Raw genomic sequence first — 16324 nt, 5'->3', positions numbered from 1 at the left:
TTACCTCACTTTAATTTTTCAACAATTTGTTTAAGTTTTGTAATCTCATCACTTGAAAGATTTTCTTTATTAATAAAAGCTGAAAGAAATTTTTCTGAAGACCCTCCAAACATTTTATTAATTAAAGTTTCTGTTTCCTGTTTTTGTACTTCCTCTTTGCTTATTAAAGCTTTACAAACAAAATTCGGCTCAATTCTCTCTATTGCACCTTTTGACACTAATTTTTTTATAACGGTATACGTAGTGTTTCTATTCCATCCTGTTTCTTCTTTTAAAATTTTTACTAACTCTCCAGCCTTGCTTTCTCCTCTCTCCCATAGAACTTCCATTACTTTAAGTTCTGAATCAAATAATTTTATCTCCATATAAAATCGCTCCTCAAATATAGTTATCACAATAGTCATTACTATAATAAAAAACTATCATAGTAGTCTATACTATGTCAATCATTTATTTTTTAATAATAAAAACTGTCTTTTTAAAAAATTCTTATAAAAGACAGTTTTATCAATGTTATACTTTAATGTTTAATTAAAGCCATATTTTATTTAAATATATAACTATCTATCTTAGTACATAGTATAAGATTTTTCTTTATCTAATAGTATATCCTCTACATCTGGGTTTTCTTTTACTAATTGTCTATAAAAATTACAATTAGTAACACCCACATATGGAATTAGCCATAGTAGACCTATTCCAAGAGTAGCTATTGAAAGTATATACCATCCTATAAAGCTAAAGTTTAGTACAAATAATTTAAGTACATTTCCTTTCATCATATCTAAACTAGCACCCATTGATTTAAATACACCCATATTATCCTTGTCTTCACAAATTAAGAAAGTAGCTTGAGAAACATATAATAGCAATATATAAACTGGTAACATAAGAACAAGTATTATAAGAACTAGAGTTATTCCAGTAGAAATAATAGTCCCTATTCCAACATTATCACTTGATAAATATTCAATTGCTCCACTAGTAAGTAAAACTCCAAATGATAAAAACGCTCCTATAATTGTGATTATAAAAGAATAAATATACACAATAATTGATTCAAATAAATAAAAACCAAAACTTCTTAAATAAATTCTCCCACTTACAAAGATATCTCCTATCTTGACTTTTTCATCTTTAGTAATTTTCAAGAACATACATGTAAATCCTGCTGAAACGCAAAAAGCTATTACAGCCACTACAATAGTAGTCAATGGTTCAAAAGGTAATCCTACAATTGATATTAATACTATCAATGCAATATATACTGCCATAGAAATTGCACATATCCCCCAGTTTCCAGATAACTGAGCTTTAGATACTCGTTTTAATTCTTGCCTTGATACCATAAAAAACACCCCTTTCATTTTATAAAAAAACTTTTAAAAATATAAATAATCTTTTAACGTATAATATTAATATATCATATTTTCGACTATATAAGATACAATTATTCACCATGTTTTATCAAGATATGCCATAATTGTATTACTAGTTTTATATAGTCAACATTACCAAATACATCAAATAAATTTGATTAATTATTCAACAAGTAATAAAATAATTTCTATTAATTATACTTTATTTAGTAAACAAATTATTTAATAAAAAAATTACCTAATACAGTAAATTAATTGGTAAGATAAATTATTTATTATTAGTAAAGTAAATTATTTACTATTTATCAAGATAAATTATTTATAAAATAAATCATTTATAAAATATAATTTATACTTTGAAAATAAAATAAACTATCTTCCAAACATTTTATTATATGCTTAAAAGATAGTTTTGTGTCTTTAAAATAAATTAAATTGTATATATTCCTTCACATAACTTTTGTATATTACTAGGTGGTTGCCATTTACCATCTTTTTTAGTATATGTAATCATAGTTGTAACTTCCTTAGTTGGTTTCTTATTGTAAAGGTCTATAATCATTTTTGTCATATCATCTTGAACTTCTTTTTCTTTTTTATCGTAATTCTTTTCATCAGTTACATAAGATTTTACTAAAGTGTTCGCTTCACTCATTACTTTACTAGTATCTAAAGCTTTACTTACAACTTTCAAAGTTATCTTATCCTTACTAGAAGATTCCACTGTTACTGTCTTTTCAACACCTTGAATTAATTTAACAATTGTTTCGTATATCTTTTCAGCATTTTCTTTACCATAAAGAGGTGTCAATTGAGCAATCATTGAAACCTTGTCCTTGCTGTTATAAGTTTGAATCTGTTTATATTCAGCTTCTGTTAATGCATCAGAAATTCCTTTTTCATCATACTTATACATTTCTAATGCAGCTAAATTAGCTTCAAAATTCGACTTTACTTTTTCTTCTGCATTAGAACACCCTATAGTTAGAACTAAAACTAGAGCCATAATCGTAGATAATATTAACTTTTTTACCATTTTCATACAAACATCCTCCCTCAATTAAAATAATAAAAAATTTATTTATCAACATTATAACATAAATTTGTCTAACTATAGAATTATTTTGAATATTTTACCACTTCCAGTCTATTCCAATACCGTTTTCTTTTGCTTTATCGTATATTCTTTTTGCTGTTACGACATCTTGTACACCTATCCCAACAGTTTTAAATACAATTATCTCATCATCATCTTCTCTTCCAGGAATAGTTCCGTTTATAACATTCCCTAAATCACCACTAAAATCATCTTTACTTATCTTACCTTCTTTTAATGGAATTAATATATCTCCTGACTCAGATAAAACTGCATCTGTTGATTCAAAAAATATCTTAGACGCTCTAGTTAAACAGTTTGGGCACAACTCTTGCATATCTGGCATATATGAACCTACTGCACTTATTAAAGCTCCTTTTTTCACTAAGTTTCCATTAAGTACTGGTTGTTTTGATGGAGTAGCTAAAACTATCACATCTGCGTTATCTATGGCTTCATCAGATGATTCAACTGCAACTATTTTAGTATTATATTTACTTAATTTTAAGTTCATTTCTTCTGCAAATTTTTCTCTACTTTCCTTGTTTCTACTAAAAACTCTTACCTCATCCAAATTTCTAGCTTCTATCATGGCTTCAAGTTGTGGCTCACCTTGTCCTCCTAGACCTATCAAAGCTCCAATCTTAGAATCTTTTTTAGCCAATACGTCTATAGCTGCTCCAGAGGCTGCTCCAGTACGAATCTGAGTTACATAAGTACCATCCAATACTGCACTAACTTCTCCAGTTTCTCCATCTAATAATAGTACTGTTGCTGGAATTACTGGTTTGCCTTTTTGAGCATTTTTAGGAAATACAGATACAATTTTTATTCCCCCACAGCCTAATTCTTCTACGTATCCTGGCATAAATAACATACTAGCATCTTGACTTGGAACAGATATATTGGTTCTCAAAGGATTTACACTCTTTCCTTCACAATAAATTCTAAAAGCTTCCTTATCAGCTTCAATTGCATCTCTCATTGTAAATACTTTTTTTATGTCGTCTTTTTTTAAAAGTAGCATTTTTATACCCCCAATTTTAATAAGTCTCTATGCTAAATATTATAGCATAACATTTAATTTAATCTTCTATTTCAAATCAAATAAATCTACATACTCTGGTTTTAGCATAGAACTTATCAACGCTTTATTTATTGAAAATTCTGGTATTCCTGCTGCATATGGAGTTATATCATATAAATCAAAATATACAACTAGATTCTCATCTTGCAAGTAAAAGTTTTGATTCTCTTTTATACCTTTAAAATTATATATTCCGATATTTTCTTCATCCTTTTTTTCAAGTTCAGCTATTTGTCTTTTAATTTCTTCATCTATAACTTCTTTATATTTAGTATTATCCTTAAACAAGTCCATTAATTCTAAAAATTTTCCAGTTCTCATATCCACATTATATGCTATATCTTGATAAAATCCATGTGCTCCACCACTATAAGTGTAATATCTCACTTTTATACTAAGAGCAGAATCAGTATTCTTTTTAAGTTCAAAGTCTACATTTGCAACAAACTTATTTTTCTCGTCAGGATTATCCTTAAGATACTGCTTTGCTTCTTTATATGATTTATTATAAAATTCAAATATGTCATTTTTTATCTTATCATTTGTAGACCTTTCAACAATTTTATTTGAATTTGTTATTACAGGCATGTTTATAGTACTTTCTAAATACTCATCATTTTTCACTATTGTTTTACTTCCTATTGTACTTACTGATAAAGTTTGTTTACTATTTGTATTACCCTTTGGTAATGACTGGTTACTCATAACAGTCACTGCTTCCTTATTACTATTTAAATTAATTGAAGCATCTTTCCTTAAATTATTATATTTATAGTCATGTTTAATTGCCAAAACAGCCATTATAGTCAATGTTAAAACAAATACATATCTTAAAACTTTAGCTTTTGTATCGACTTTAAAAAATTTCATATTATCATTTTCCTCCTAAATATAAATCTCTCTTATTATATTTGGAGTTTCTAGGGTTTTTTATCCATATAATTTAATAAAAGATTAATTTTTATTTATAAAAAATTAATCTTTTTGTTTTAAAATATTAATATGTCTTATCAAACAGTTTGAAATTTCACCAAGAGGTAATTGTAACATAACAGAACCTCTATCAAAAGCTACCATTGGCATTCCATATACTATACAAGAATTTTCATCCTGTCCAATTGTAAATGAACCATTTTCTTTCATTTTTAAAAGTCCACTTGCTCCATCATAACCCATACCTGTAAGTATTATTCCTATTGAATTTTTACCTGCTACTTCTGCTACTGAATCAAACAAAACGTCTACTGATGGACAGTGACCACTTATTCTTTCTCCTTTTTCACAAGTTACATAATATCCTTGTTTATCCGTACACAATTTCATCTGGTAACCCCCAGGTGCAATTAACACATTTCCTTGTTCTACTCTATCATTATTCTTAGCTTCTCTTACATTCATAATACACTGTTTGTCAAGCCGTTGTGCATACATATAAGTAAACATAGCTGGCATATGTTGAACTACAACAATCCCTGGTGTTGATTTTGGTAGGTCTTTTATAATTTCAAGTATTGCCTCTGTACCACCTACAGATGCGCCTATAGCAATAACCATATTATTAAAACGTTCCACATTACCGCCTCCAAAAAATCATATATCAAAAATACCTTTTTATCGTTTATATATAGCAGGTTTTACATATTTGTATTTAGTACTACTTCTGTTGATTACTTCTGCATGTCCTACAAACAAAAAACTATCTTTTTTGGTAGCATTATAAAATTTATTTATAAGTTCTTCTCTTGTTTTTAAATCAAAATAAATCATAACATTTCTACAAAAAATCAAATCAAAATGTTGATATGAGAAATCATTCATTAAATTAAACGGCTTAAAAATTACACTTTTTCTAATCTTATCACAAATTTTAAATGTACCATCCTTGTTGTCTATAAAATACTTCTTCTTCCATAACTCAGGAACATTGTTAACATTTGATTCTATGTATATACCTCTTTTAGCTTTTTCAAGTGAGTTAGTTGAAATATCTGTGGCTATGATTTTAATGTTCCACAACTCTTTATTATATCCAAAATAATCATCCAAAGTCATAGCTATTGAATACGCTTCTTCTCCACTAGAACATCCTGCACTCCATATATTTATGTTTCTTATTTTATTATTTTCTTCCCAAAAAGGAAGTATACTATTCTGTATAAACTCAAAATGTTGAGGTTCTCTCATAAAAAATGTGTGGTTAGTACTCAATCTATTTATTAGGTTTATAGCTTCATTTCCTGTCTTATCTTTAAATAATAGATTCATATATTGACTAAAAGAACTAAGTTTTTTCTCTATCATTGTATTGTATAAGCGACCTTCAATTAACGCTCTTTTTTTACTTAAATCAATACCATATTCTTTTTTTACATGGTTTACAAGAACTATAAATTCTTCATCTGTGAGTTTTATCATGCAAAAACTTCCTCCTGCTAATTTATCAGAACTAACTATATGCTATTAATCAAAAACTTTCGAATATCTAAAATTAATATAGAATTATCTTCAACTTTCGCAATCTCTTTTATATCTTTATTAATATTAGTGTTGTTAGAATTAGTCGTCTCTAGTAAATTTAGATTTTCTATATGAATAACATCAACAACTTTATCTACAATAATTCCAACTTGATACTCATCAACCTTTGTAATTATTATACAAGTTCTCTCATTATAATCAGCTTTAGGAAGATTGTACTTTATATGCATATTAATAACTGGTATTATTCTTCCTCTCAAATTAATAACTCCACTTATATATGTTGGAAGACATGGTACATACGTTATTGATTGAAATCTTATGGTTTCAATCACATTTTCTAATTCTATTCCATAAATAACATCATTGACATAAAATGTTAATACTTGTTTAATAATTTCATCTTTAGCCATACTTTAAATCCCCTAATATATTTCTATAATGCTATCTGCATCTATAATTAAACTTATACTTCCATCCCCAAGTATTGTACATCCCGATAAACCCTTATTTTTTATATTAAATCGGTTAAAATAAACTGGAAATGGTTTCACAACAACTTGCTGATTACCTATTATTTCATCAACAAAAATGCATACTGCTTTATGCTCATTTTCAATAATTATCATATTACCATTCATCAGATTGGTTACTTTTGTTTGAATATTATATATTTTATGTAACCTTATAATGGGAATACATGCTCCATATATTGTAATTAACTCTGTCTTATTTCCTTCTGTAATTATTTGATTTAAGTCTGTAAGTTTAAATGTTCTTCTTATGGATGATATTGGTAAAGTAAATAGTGAATCTCCAACTTTAAACTTCATACCCTCTACTATAGAAAGAGTTAATGGTATTTTTATAGTAAAGGTTGTCCCCTCATCCTGTTTACTTTTTACTTCAATTGAACCTCCAACTTTTTCAATACTTTTACGAACAATGTCCATGCCTACTCCTCTTCCAGAAAATTCAGTTATAGATTCTTTTGTAGAAAAGCCTGGAGTCATAATCAAAGAATTGACCTCGTCATCAGTATACTCATTACTTTGATGTTTAAGAAGACCTTGTTCCTTAGCTTTTGCCAAAATCTTATCTCTCATAATGCCTCTACCATCATCTGAAATACTTATCACAGCTTCTCCGCCTAGATTTTCAGCAGATAAAACTATCTTTCCCACTTCTTCTTTACCTTTCGCTATACGCTCCTCAATAGGCTCTATTGCATGGTCCATAGCATTTCTTATAAGGTGCATAAAGGGTTCTGCTAAATTATCAATTACACTCTTATCTACCTCTGTCTCTGCTCCTATAGTTATTAACTCTACATTTTTATCTAATTTTTTATTCATATCTCGTACAATTCTATGCATTTTTTGAAATACACCAGCAATTTGAATCATACGCATAGACATTACTATATCTTGCAATTCATCTGTAAGCTTGTGTAATTGTCTTGTTGCCTTATTGAAATTATCTATATCAACACCTGTAGAATTTACGCTATTTACAACCATTGATTCCATAATTACAATTTCTCCAACTATATTTTGAAGTAAGTCCAATTTTTCTAAATTTACACTCATAATACTCTGCTTACTTATTGGTAAATGTTCATTGTCTTCACTTAGACTATCTTTTTCCATATCAGTTTTTTCATTTAAAACATCTTCTTGTATCTCATCTTCTGTATAGTTATTTTGATAACTTTTACTTACTTTATTATTATCTTTTAATTTATTTTCTACTGCATCATTGTTTGATGTATTTTTCATTTCTATTTCTTTTTTACTAATATTTATGTATTCTTTTACATAGAGATTATCTTCTATAGTTTTATAAACTATTGCCTTATCCTCTTTAGCTACAAATTGTATATAAAACCCATAACTTTTAATATACTCTGTAGACTCTGCATTTGTTTCTACATCTTTTGGATAAAAATCTATAAATTCACAGTAATCTCTAAGTTCAAATACAAGCATGAAAGCTCTCACATTTTCCATCATGCAACCTTGTTCAAAGATTATTTTTACTACATCAGAGTCTTCTTTGTATTCAAAATTTGAATCTATTACTTCTTTTTCGTCTTTACTTTCTAAATTTGCATTATCCTTTGATTTCATAGAACTTGATAATTCCAAAGTACTCACATACTCTTCAATTCCTTCAATAAAATTAGAGTAATCAGAAGATATACAACCTCTTGATTGTAACTCATCTATATCTCTTCTTATAAAATCTAATGATTGAAAGACTAAATCAAATAATAGGTCATTGTCTAAAACTTCTATTTTACCTTCACGTATAGCATAAAACAAGTCTTCTACACTATGTGCTAAAGCAGATATATTGTCTAACCCCATCATAGATGCTGAACCTTTTATCGTATGCATTATTCTAAAAGTTTCATTAATGTTGTTATGAGTAAATACTTTCTCTTTTTCTATTTGAATCATAATTTCATCTAATTGTTCGAGTAATAAACTTGTCTCAAATATAAACATATCTAACATTTGTCTCATACTCGGTTCAATATAATTCACATTTATCACCTACGACCTACAAATAATTTTCTATTATATATGCATCTCATAATTTAAATCCTTGATGATTCTCTTATCTCACTATATGTACCTCATAATTTAAATACACAATCATTCTCTTATTTCAATATATATACATCTCATAATTTAAATACACGATAATTCTCTTACTTCAATATTCACCTCATAATTTAAACCCATGATGATTCTCTTACTTCACTTTCCTTTAGATGAAATTTTTCTACTAATTCTTTTAAAATTTGAGCTTGAGCAGACATCTCTTCTGAAGCTGCTGCACTTTCCTCTGCTGTTGCTGAGTTCATTTGGACTACTATGGAAATTTGCTCTATTCCAGATAAAATCTGTGTAATTGCTACTTCTTGACTATGTACAGCCGAAGAAATACCATTAATATAATTAGTAGTTTTTTCTACACCATTTACTACCAAGTCCAATGCATTTGCAGTCTCTTTAGCAATTCTGACACCATTTTCTACTGTTTTAATAGCTTCTTCTATGAGAATAGCTGTATTTTGAGCTGCTTTTGCACTTTTACCAGCCAAAGACCTAACTTCATCTGCTACAACTGCAAATCCTCTACCATATTGACCTGCTCTTGCTGCTTCAACAGCTGCATTTAATGCAAGAATATTAGTTTGGAATGCTATCTCATCTATTGTTTTGATTATTTTTGATATTTCACTCGATTTTTCACTTATTTCACCCATTGATGTCATCATATCATCCATACATCTACTTCCGAAACCAACTTGTGATGCAGATTGGTCAGATACCTCACATGCAAGACTAGCACTATCTGCACACTTCTTAATTCCATCTGATATCTCATTAATCGTGGAAGCTAATTCTTCTACTGAACTAGCTTGTTCAGTAGCACCCTGTGAAAGAGCTTGTGCACCTGCTGCAACTTGTTCTGAAGCACTTGCAACTTGCTCTGCTGATAAATTTATTTCAGAAAAATCACCATTAAAAGAGTTTATTATACTTTCTAAAGATATTTTAATTGATTTAAAATCACCTATAAATTCTTGGTCTATCTCTACTCTTAAATCTCCTTTTGCAATACTAGTTAATGTACTGTCTATAAGGTCTATGTAATTTAAAAGCATACTTTGCATCTTTTTGACAGAACTCACTAATAGCCCTATTTCAGATTTACTTTCTTCAACGTCTATACTTGTTCTTAAGTCCCCAGATGCAATTCTTGAAAAGTGTTTTTCTACTTTATTAATAGGAATCACTATTTTTAATTTTATTACTGTATATTCTATTATTGTCAATATTATTAAAAGGGAAAGTATAAATATTGTTCTTAATATTAGACTTTGTAATTCTTTTTTTACTTCTACAATTTTGGAATTTGAACGGGTAACTATATCCTCTTGAAATTCATTTATTAAAGAATCCATTTTCTCTTGGGAGTTTATATAGTCACTACCAAAAATTATACTTTGAGCTTTACTCTTATCATTACTTTCGACTGCCTTTATTGCACTTTGTTCTGTTGGTACTAAAGAATCTGATATTTCTTTTGCTTCTAAGATTTTATTTGACTCGCTCTTTGTAAGACCAATTTTTTCTAATTTGTTTAAAGCTGATTCTCTTGTTTTTCCGTATAATTCTTTTTCATAAATATCTTTATTCTTTTTTTCTCCTGTAAATACATATCTTCTTAATACATCACTTATCTCTCTAGTTGTATCTTTTATATACTGACTTTGAGTCCTCAAATTATTCATATCATTAATACTTTTTTCTACTTTTTCAAATGCTTTATAAGATGAAATAGAAGAAAAAATCCCTGCTAGAACAGCCAATACTATAATAATCAACAATACAATTGCTAATTTAGAAAGCTTTACTTCTCTTTTCATATCTGTACTCCTTCATAAAGTAAGTTTATATCTTTTTTAATCCTTTCATTGTACTCACTACGCTACAATCTTTTCCTAAGTTTTTACCCTCATACATTGCTTTATCTGCTAAGGATATGTTTTCTTCTAATGATATATTTGAGTTTACTTCTACTACTCCTAATGTAATAGTGCACTTTATTTTATGTTCTTTATAGTTGAAATCAAACTCCTTTATCTCTTTACGGATTCTTTCTGAAAGTATCTTAGCACCTTCTATTGGAGTATTTGTGAGCATTATCAAAAACTCTTCTCCACCCCATCTTGATACAGTATCAATTTGTCTACAATTCTTTTTTATTATACTTGATATTACTGTTAACACGAAATCCCCTGCTTCATGCCCATAAGTATCATTGATAACCTTAAAGTCATCAATATCACCAAGGATAAGGGATATTGATGTTTCACTATATTTATTAATTCTTCTTTGCTCCATAAGCTGATTAATTATATGTCGCCTATTGTAAAGACCTGTAAGATAATCTCTTACAACGAGTCTATTCAATTTTTCAAGAGAAGATTCCAGTTCATTATTTATCTTTTTTAATTTATCTTGAGATTTCTTTACTTCAAGATGAGCTATAACACGAGCTTTTAATTCTGTCATACTAAAAGGTTTCACCATATAGTCAATTGCTCCTACACCAAATCCTTTTACTATGTCTGTATCTGTATTTTTTGAAGTTATAAAAATTATAGGTATATCTGCTGTACGAGCATTAGATTTTACTTCCTTACAAAACTCAAAACCAGAGTTATCTGGTAAAATTATATCAAGCAAAATAATGTCTGGTATAAATTCTTCAATAAATTCTTTTGCCTCTATTGCATTAAATGCTTTTTTAACCTTAAAATTATCTTTTGTAAGTGTTTTATCTATTAAGTCACACATCAGAACACTATCATCAACGACTAAAATTGTTCCCTGTTGCTTATTTTTCATATACAAACCTCTCTTAAACATAATATATTCAAATTTTAATGATTTAAAATTTTTATACTTAATAATTATACCACTATATTCTTAAATGTTCTCATCACAATCTTTTTATAATAACACTCCAACTACATCCCTATATTACATGATAGTGCAATCAAACCCATTGATTAATTCATCTATTAAAACTTCATCTTTATCTGTCAAAAGTTTCTCTAAATCTAGTAAAGTAATTATTTTACCTTCTAATTCTCCAACTCCACTTACAAAATAATCCGAATATTCTATAGTAACTCTTGGTGGAGGTGATATTTTACTTTTTTCTAAGCTTACTATATCATCAACTCTATCAACCACAAATCCAACTACCAAGTCCTTTATTTCAGTTACTACTATATACATGCAATTTGTAGTCATTAATTCATCTTTTTTAAGTCTCAAACTCATATCTATTATCGGAATGATTTTTCCTCTTAGATTTATTATGCCTTTAGAATATGTAGGTAGTTCTGGAATAAATATAATTTCTTGATTTCCAGTAATTTCTATTACCTTTTCAAGTTCAACCCCAAAATCTTGCTCATCTACTTTAAACTTTAGATACTTAATTCCTTCATCAATTAGTCCATAATCTAAATATGGGTCATCTGGAAATCTCATTTAATACCTCCCTCCTAAAATACACTTTCTATGAAATATATATTATAATTTCTTCTTACCTTTATTTATTGAATCTACAAGTAATTCACCCGTCTCAGTGTAAAAACGTATTGTTCTACCATAATTCATACCTGTGTCCTCAGCTAATATTGGAATATTTAATCCTAAAAGAGTTTTTTTTACTGCCTCAACATTCCTATGTCCTATACTTGCAATTACTGAATTGCTACTTCCTAAAAACATCTGAGCACCTCCAGCAATTTTTGCTTTTATATATATTCTATTTGCACCTATATTCTCCATAGATTTAATGAGCTCATTTATTCCTGTGTCAGCAAATTTACACTTATTTTCAATGTTAATAGCATCTTTACTATATGGCAACATAACGTGTAACATTCCACCAATTCCAGCTACTTTATCTATCAAACATACTCCTACACAAGAACCAAGTGCATAAGTAACTAAAACATTTGGTCTATAGGCTATCTTCATATCTGCAATGTTCACTACTATCTCTCTATTCATACTTCTAATCCCAACCTCACGAGTATTTCTCTAAGTGAGCTCATTTCTGGAATCATCAAAATGTGACTAGTAAAATAATTATCACTCATTTTAAATTTATTTTCTATAAATAAGACTTTGTCACCAACATCTGAAAATCTTATCATAGGCACATTTAGAACAGCTCCAACCATATCAATACATATATCTGGAATTGAAACACTTATAGTCATGTTTAACATAGATGCAATAGCATTTACATATGAACTTGCCATAATATTTCCTATTTCCTTAATTGCTGAAATTTCAATTGCCTCAATCTCATCTAAAAAAGCTTCTTCTTTATTAAAAAGAGAACTTAGCATAAGTTGAGTTATTGATTCATCCAACAAAAACATAAACATTCCATTGATATCACCTTTCATATCGAGTAAAATACATACTACTTTGTTTTCTGGACCACCAAGCAAATTTGTCGCTTCATTATATTCAAGTATCTTGACCATAGGTATTAATACTTCTACATTGCTATTTATCATGGATGCAAGTGCAGTAATTGCATTCCCAGAGCCTATATTACCAATTTCTCTAAGAGCATCTATATGAACATCATCAAGTTCTAAATAATTTATAATATAAACCCCTCCCTTTATTATTGCATTTATTTACTTTTCATTGTATTAGTGTATATTTACACTTTTATTTTAAAACATTATTTACAACTTTAACTAATGTTTCTGTTTTGAAGGGCTTCACTATAAAATCTAACGCTCCAAGTTTTATGGCTTCTACAATCATATTCTCTTGTCCTATTGCAGAGCACATTACAACCTTAGCACTTGAATCCAACTTTTTTATTTCTCTTAGCACCTCTAAACCATCTTTTTTTGGCATTGTAATATCAAGCAACATCAAATCAGGCTTTTCATATTTAAATATATTACACGCTTCTTCTCCATCATTTGCTTCTATTAAATTATTATAGCCACTTTTACTCAGAGCTTCTTTAATTATCATTCTCATAAAAATAGCATCATCTACTATCAAAATTTTATTTTCCATAAAACTAACTCCTCCATATGTACAACAATAAACGCTTTTATCTTCAGTTATTGTCTATACTATCTGACTATTTTTCGCTACACAATAAATACATTTCATTGATAAATAAAAGTAATTATTTATGCCATATTATACTTAATTCTCTTAACATAATTTGTCAACAAAAAAACTTATATATCTATTGTAATATATGTTTGGCGTTTTGACGAGTTATTAAAAATATAATTGTATAAAACATAAAAAGTTATCAAAAGTAATTAAATTATAATAAAACAACTTTATACCTTTTTTATGTTTGTATAAAAAAAATTTTCAGATTCATTAAAATCATTTCTGTAGATTCATATAGGATTTGACTTTCTCAATATCTAATAGATAGTTGTTTATTTACTTAATTATATTTCTCTATATGTATTATCGATTAAATTAGATTTAGCTTTATACATTATTTTTTATATTTTTCAAATTGTATACCCATAAATCCAGAAGTATTCTAATGTGTTTATAATACTTTTTTTCATATTTTAAACTAAATAACAAATCATTATATTTACAAGTATCATTTATCAATAAACAATATTAAATGAAGAATATGTCTGAAGATTCAAAGTGATACTGATACTATTAATTACTAAAAAAGCAGTAAATCTTTTACAGATTTACTGCTTATAGTTATAAATAATAAAACTATCTATAATAAATGTACTATACTCAATACTTCATTCAATATAGTAATAACAAATCTACTTTATTCCTATATAAATATGAACTTCTTGTTTCTTTGTATCAAAAGTATTACATTGATACTCTTCAAAATCACTTATATAAGTCCTATCAAAATCCATTTGCCAAAACTCAAACCAAAAATCTCCTACTTCTTTTTGACCTCCTACTATAACAAACTTTGCATACTTACCTGCTGGTATAACTTTACTAATAATACTTTCTCCAACAGTATTATTAGTGTTTAATTCTTCTAAATTCTTCTCTTTATCAGAATTACTATTTACTTCACAACATGCAACAAAGCTATACGGACTTGTAAAATCACCCTGGTAATCTGTATATAGACCTATTGTCTTGTCATTCTTTTTACCCTTTATAGCATTATATATCCCTTTGCCCATAAATTTTTTCCACAATTCACCTATATCATTTACCGCTTGTCCATCTTTATTTGTAGTCTCCTTCGATATTCCTATAACTATTTTCTCATTTATCTCTACTATTTCATAATTCATACTTTATACCTCACTTTGTTTTTATTAATATATTTTATTTTGAACTAATTCAATTATAATTTATAATATACGACACCTTTATGTCATATTTTTAATATAATTAAACTCAGTGAGATATTATATACTAAATGCAAGATATTATATATTTAATAAAATCTTTAATCTAGCATTATATTATAATGAATAAATTTTAGACAACTCCCTTAGTCTAGTTATTACATTATCCCTAACATCTTTAGGTTCAAGTACTTCAACATTGTCACCAAACGATAAAATATATCCATAAATCCATTCACCAATAGGAAATTCTGTAATTACATCATATGTATCATCTTCATTTTTAGTTATTAAATCCTTATTAAAATCATCAAATACTCTAAAAAGCATCTTTTCTTTAAACCTCAATTTCAACGTTATAGTATTTTCCTTAATTACTTTAGAATCATTCAAACATACTTCTTCTATTATCTTTCTTGAAAACACTTCATCCTTTATAGATAAATTCCTTATCCTACTAATTCTAAATATCCTAAAATCATCTTTTAGTTTACAAAATCCATACAAGTACCAAGTCTTACTCTTATACATAAGCTTCAGTGGTTCGACAGTTCTGTTTGTCTGGCTTGACAAACTATTTACATAATTAAAATTTATAGTATTACGCCTTAAAATAGCTTCTTTTATTTTTGTAAATTTATCATCTTCATTAAAATTACTTCCCCATTCAGTAAAGTCTATTTCAATCCAGTTTGAAAAATTCTGCTCTCCAAATATTGAGCCAATTTTATTTACTACTGAATTTATTTCTGGATACTTAGTCGCCTGTAATGTTTTCAGTGCAACTATTAAACTCTCTTTATCTTTTTTTGACAATATAGCCTTGTCTATAGAATATTCTTCTATTAAAGATATCCCTCCTCCTTTGCCTTTCGTCATATATACTGGTACTCCCGACATAGACAGAGTTTCTATATCTCTATATATGGTTCTTGTAGAAACTTCAAACCTATCTGCCAACTCTTTAGCTGTTACTAATTTTTTATTTAATAGAATTACTATTATTTCTGTTAATCTATTTATTTTCATTCATTACCACCTACTAAAATTATTAAATTTATTTAATCTAAATTAATCATACTAATTTTTAAATAAACAAAATCTTAGAATCTTATCTAAATTATTCTTACATGATTTTATTTACTTTCTATTATCTTTCTCACTTTGGATATTATCATCTTAATTTATTTATTACTATATCAATTTACTTATTATCATCTCATTTGTTATCGTCTTACTTAATTTACTTATTGCTATATCAATTCCACTTATTATCATCTTATTTAACTTACTTATTTCTATATCAATTCACTTATTATTACCTCACTTGTTAT

The 16324-nt window shown here is 27.6% G+C and carries 17 protein-coding genes; all 17 read right to left on the bottom strand.

What is annotated here, in order from left to right; all coding sequences use genetic code 11:
* Window positions 1-5: 5 nt before the first annotated feature.
* The 17 genes from CDIF1296T_RS03515 to CDIF1296T_RS03435 all read right to left on the bottom strand — a co-directional run bounded on the left by CDIF1296T_RS03515 (window position 6) and on the right by CDIF1296T_RS03435 (window position 16019).
* Window positions 6-365 (bottom strand): BlaI/MecI/CopY family transcriptional regulator, encoded by a 360-nt coding sequence (locus tag CDIF1296T_RS03515; RefSeq protein ID WP_009888340.1) that lies wholly within the window; start codon window positions 363-365, stop codon window positions 6-8.
* A 204-nt stretch (window positions 366-569) separates the two neighbouring features.
* Window positions 570-1349, bottom strand: a complete 780-nt coding sequence (locus tag CDIF1296T_RS03510; protein WP_009888339.1) for a DUF975 family protein — start codon at window positions 1347-1349, stop codon at window positions 570-572.
* 460 nt (window positions 1350-1809) lie between these two features.
* Window positions 1810-2421, bottom strand: a complete 612-nt coding sequence (locus CDIF1296T_RS03505) for a lipoprotein (protein ID WP_003439113.1) — start codon at window positions 2419-2421, stop codon at window positions 1810-1812.
* 91 nt (window positions 2422-2512) lie between these two features.
* On the bottom strand, window positions 2513-3502 hold the full coding sequence (locus tag CDIF1296T_RS03500) for an ornithine cyclodeaminase family protein (protein WP_003439110.1): 990 nt from the start codon (window positions 3500-3502) through the stop codon (window positions 2513-2515).
* A 66-nt stretch (window positions 3503-3568) separates the two neighbouring features.
* Window positions 3569-4432 carry a DUF3298 and DUF4163 domain-containing protein gene (locus CDIF1296T_RS03495; RefSeq protein WP_003439108.1) on the bottom strand — a complete coding sequence of 288 codons (864 nt, stop codon included), beginning with the start codon at window positions 4430-4432 and terminating at the stop codon, window positions 3569-3571.
* Between the two features lie 105 nt (window positions 4433-4537).
* Complete coding sequence (locus CDIF1296T_RS03490; protein WP_009895569.1) at window positions 4538-5134, bottom strand: CheB methylesterase domain-containing protein; 597 nt, start codon at window positions 5132-5134, stop codon at window positions 4538-4540.
* Window positions 5135-5173: 39 nt separating this feature from the next.
* Window positions 5174-5977 carry a CheR family methyltransferase gene (locus CDIF1296T_RS03485; RefSeq protein ID WP_003425096.1) on the bottom strand — a complete coding sequence of 268 codons (804 nt, stop codon included), beginning with the start codon at window positions 5975-5977 and terminating at the stop codon, window positions 5174-5176.
* A gap of 35 nt (window positions 5978-6012) precedes the next feature.
* Window positions 6013-6453: a chemotaxis protein CheW gene (locus CDIF1296T_RS03480; protein WP_003439104.1), complete on the bottom strand. Its 441-nt coding sequence runs from the start codon at window positions 6451-6453 to the stop codon at window positions 6013-6015.
* Between the two features lie 12 nt (window positions 6454-6465).
* Window positions 6466-8568, bottom strand: a complete 2103-nt coding sequence (locus CDIF1296T_RS03475; protein WP_021377809.1) for a chemotaxis protein CheA — start codon at window positions 8566-8568, stop codon at window positions 6466-6468.
* Window positions 8569-8780: 212 nt separating this feature from the next.
* Window positions 8781-10484: a HAMP domain-containing methyl-accepting chemotaxis protein gene (locus CDIF1296T_RS03470; RefSeq protein WP_003425090.1), complete on the bottom strand. Its 1704-nt coding sequence runs from the start codon at window positions 10482-10484 to the stop codon at window positions 8781-8783.
* Between the two features lie 25 nt (window positions 10485-10509).
* On the bottom strand, window positions 10510-11469 hold the full coding sequence (locus CDIF1296T_RS03465; protein ID WP_009895564.1) for a GGDEF domain-containing response regulator: 960 nt from the start codon (window positions 11467-11469) through the stop codon (window positions 10510-10512).
* Window positions 11470-11604: 135 nt separating this feature from the next.
* On the bottom strand, window positions 11605-12123 hold the full coding sequence (locus CDIF1296T_RS03460) for a chemotaxis protein CheW (protein ID WP_009895563.1): 519 nt from the start codon (window positions 12121-12123) through the stop codon (window positions 11605-11607).
* A 42-nt stretch (window positions 12124-12165) separates the two neighbouring features.
* On the bottom strand, window positions 12166-12651 hold the full coding sequence (locus CDIF1296T_RS03455) for a chemotaxis protein CheD (protein WP_003425085.1): 486 nt from the start codon (window positions 12649-12651) through the stop codon (window positions 12166-12168).
* A complete protein-coding gene (locus CDIF1296T_RS03450; protein ID WP_225544781.1) occupies window positions 12648-13232 on the bottom strand; it encodes a chemotaxis protein CheC in 585 nt (194 codons plus the stop codon). Before CDIF1296T_RS03450 ends, CDIF1296T_RS03455 begins: the two co-directional genes overlap by 4 nt.
* Before the next feature lie 97 nt (window positions 13233-13329).
* Complete coding sequence (locus CDIF1296T_RS03445; RefSeq protein ID WP_003425081.1) at window positions 13330-13692, bottom strand: response regulator; 363 nt, start codon at window positions 13690-13692, stop codon at window positions 13330-13332.
* A 743-nt stretch (window positions 13693-14435) separates the two neighbouring features.
* A complete protein-coding gene (locus tag CDIF1296T_RS03440; RefSeq protein ID WP_009895561.1) occupies window positions 14436-14933 on the bottom strand; it encodes a GyrI-like domain-containing protein in 498 nt (165 codons plus the stop codon).
* Between the two features lie 174 nt (window positions 14934-15107).
* Entirely contained in the window at window positions 15108-16019 is a 912-nt protein-coding gene (locus tag CDIF1296T_RS03435; protein WP_003439096.1) for a helix-turn-helix transcriptional regulator, read from the bottom strand.
* Window positions 16020-16324: the final 305 nt, after the last annotated feature.

Origin of the sequence: Clostridioides difficile ATCC 9689 = DSM 1296, from assembly GCF_001077535.1 — a bacterium.
Classification (GTDB): domain Bacteria; phylum Bacillota; class Clostridia; order Peptostreptococcales; family Peptostreptococcaceae; genus Clostridioides; species Clostridioides difficile.
The sequence above is the reverse complement of the archived record's forward strand: the minus strand, read 5'-3'. Positions and strand labels throughout refer to the sequence as shown.

Coding starts and splice junctions, on each gene's coding strand:
- CDIF1296T_RS03485 (WP_003425096.1), bottom strand. CDS start 5,977: ATGATAAAACTCACAGATGAAGAATTTATAGTTCTTGTAAACCATGTA.
- CDIF1296T_RS03495 (WP_003439108.1), bottom strand. CDS start 4,432: ATGAAATTTTTTAAAGTCGATACAAAAGCTAAAGTTTTAAGATATGTA.
- CDIF1296T_RS03500 (WP_003439110.1), bottom strand. CDS start 3,502: ATGCTACTTTTAAAAAAAGACGACATAAAAAAAGTATTTACAATGAGA.
- CDIF1296T_RS03455 (WP_003425085.1), bottom strand. CDS start 12,651: ATGAATAGAGAGATAGTAGTGAACATTGCAGATATGAAGATAGCCTAT.
- CDIF1296T_RS03445 (WP_003425081.1), bottom strand. CDS start 13,692: ATGGAAAATAAAATTTTGATAGTAGATGATGCTATTTTTATGAGAATG.
- CDIF1296T_RS03480 (WP_003439104.1), bottom strand. CDS start 6,453: ATGGCTAAAGATGAAATTATTAAACAAGTATTAACATTTTATGTCAAT.
- CDIF1296T_RS03505 (WP_003439113.1), bottom strand. CDS start 2,421: ATGAAAATGGTAAAAAAGTTAATATTATCTACGATTATGGCTCTAGTT.
- CDIF1296T_RS03435 (WP_003439096.1), bottom strand. CDS start 16,019: ATGAAAATAAATAGATTAACAGAAATAATAGTAATTCTATTAAATAAA.
- CDIF1296T_RS03465 (WP_009895564.1), bottom strand. CDS start 11,469: ATGAAAAATAAGCAACAGGGAACAATTTTAGTCGTTGATGATAGTGTT.
- CDIF1296T_RS03475 (WP_021377809.1), bottom strand. CDS start 8,568: ATGAGACAAATGTTAGATATGTTTATATTTGAGACAAGTTTATTACTC.
- CDIF1296T_RS03440 (WP_009895561.1), bottom strand. CDS start 14,933: ATGAATTATGAAATAGTAGAGATAAATGAGAAAATAGTTATAGGAATA.
- CDIF1296T_RS03515 (WP_009888340.1), bottom strand. CDS start 365: ATGGAGATAAAATTATTTGATTCAGAACTTAAAGTAATGGAAGTTCTA.
- CDIF1296T_RS03510 (WP_009888339.1), bottom strand. CDS start 1,349: ATGGTATCAAGGCAAGAATTAAAACGAGTATCTAAAGCTCAGTTATCT.
- CDIF1296T_RS03460 (WP_009895563.1), bottom strand. CDS start 12,123: ATGAGATTTCCAGATGACCCATATTTAGATTATGGACTAATTGATGAA.
- CDIF1296T_RS03470 (WP_003425090.1), bottom strand. CDS start 10,484: ATGAAAAGAGAAGTAAAGCTTTCTAAATTAGCAATTGTATTGTTGATT.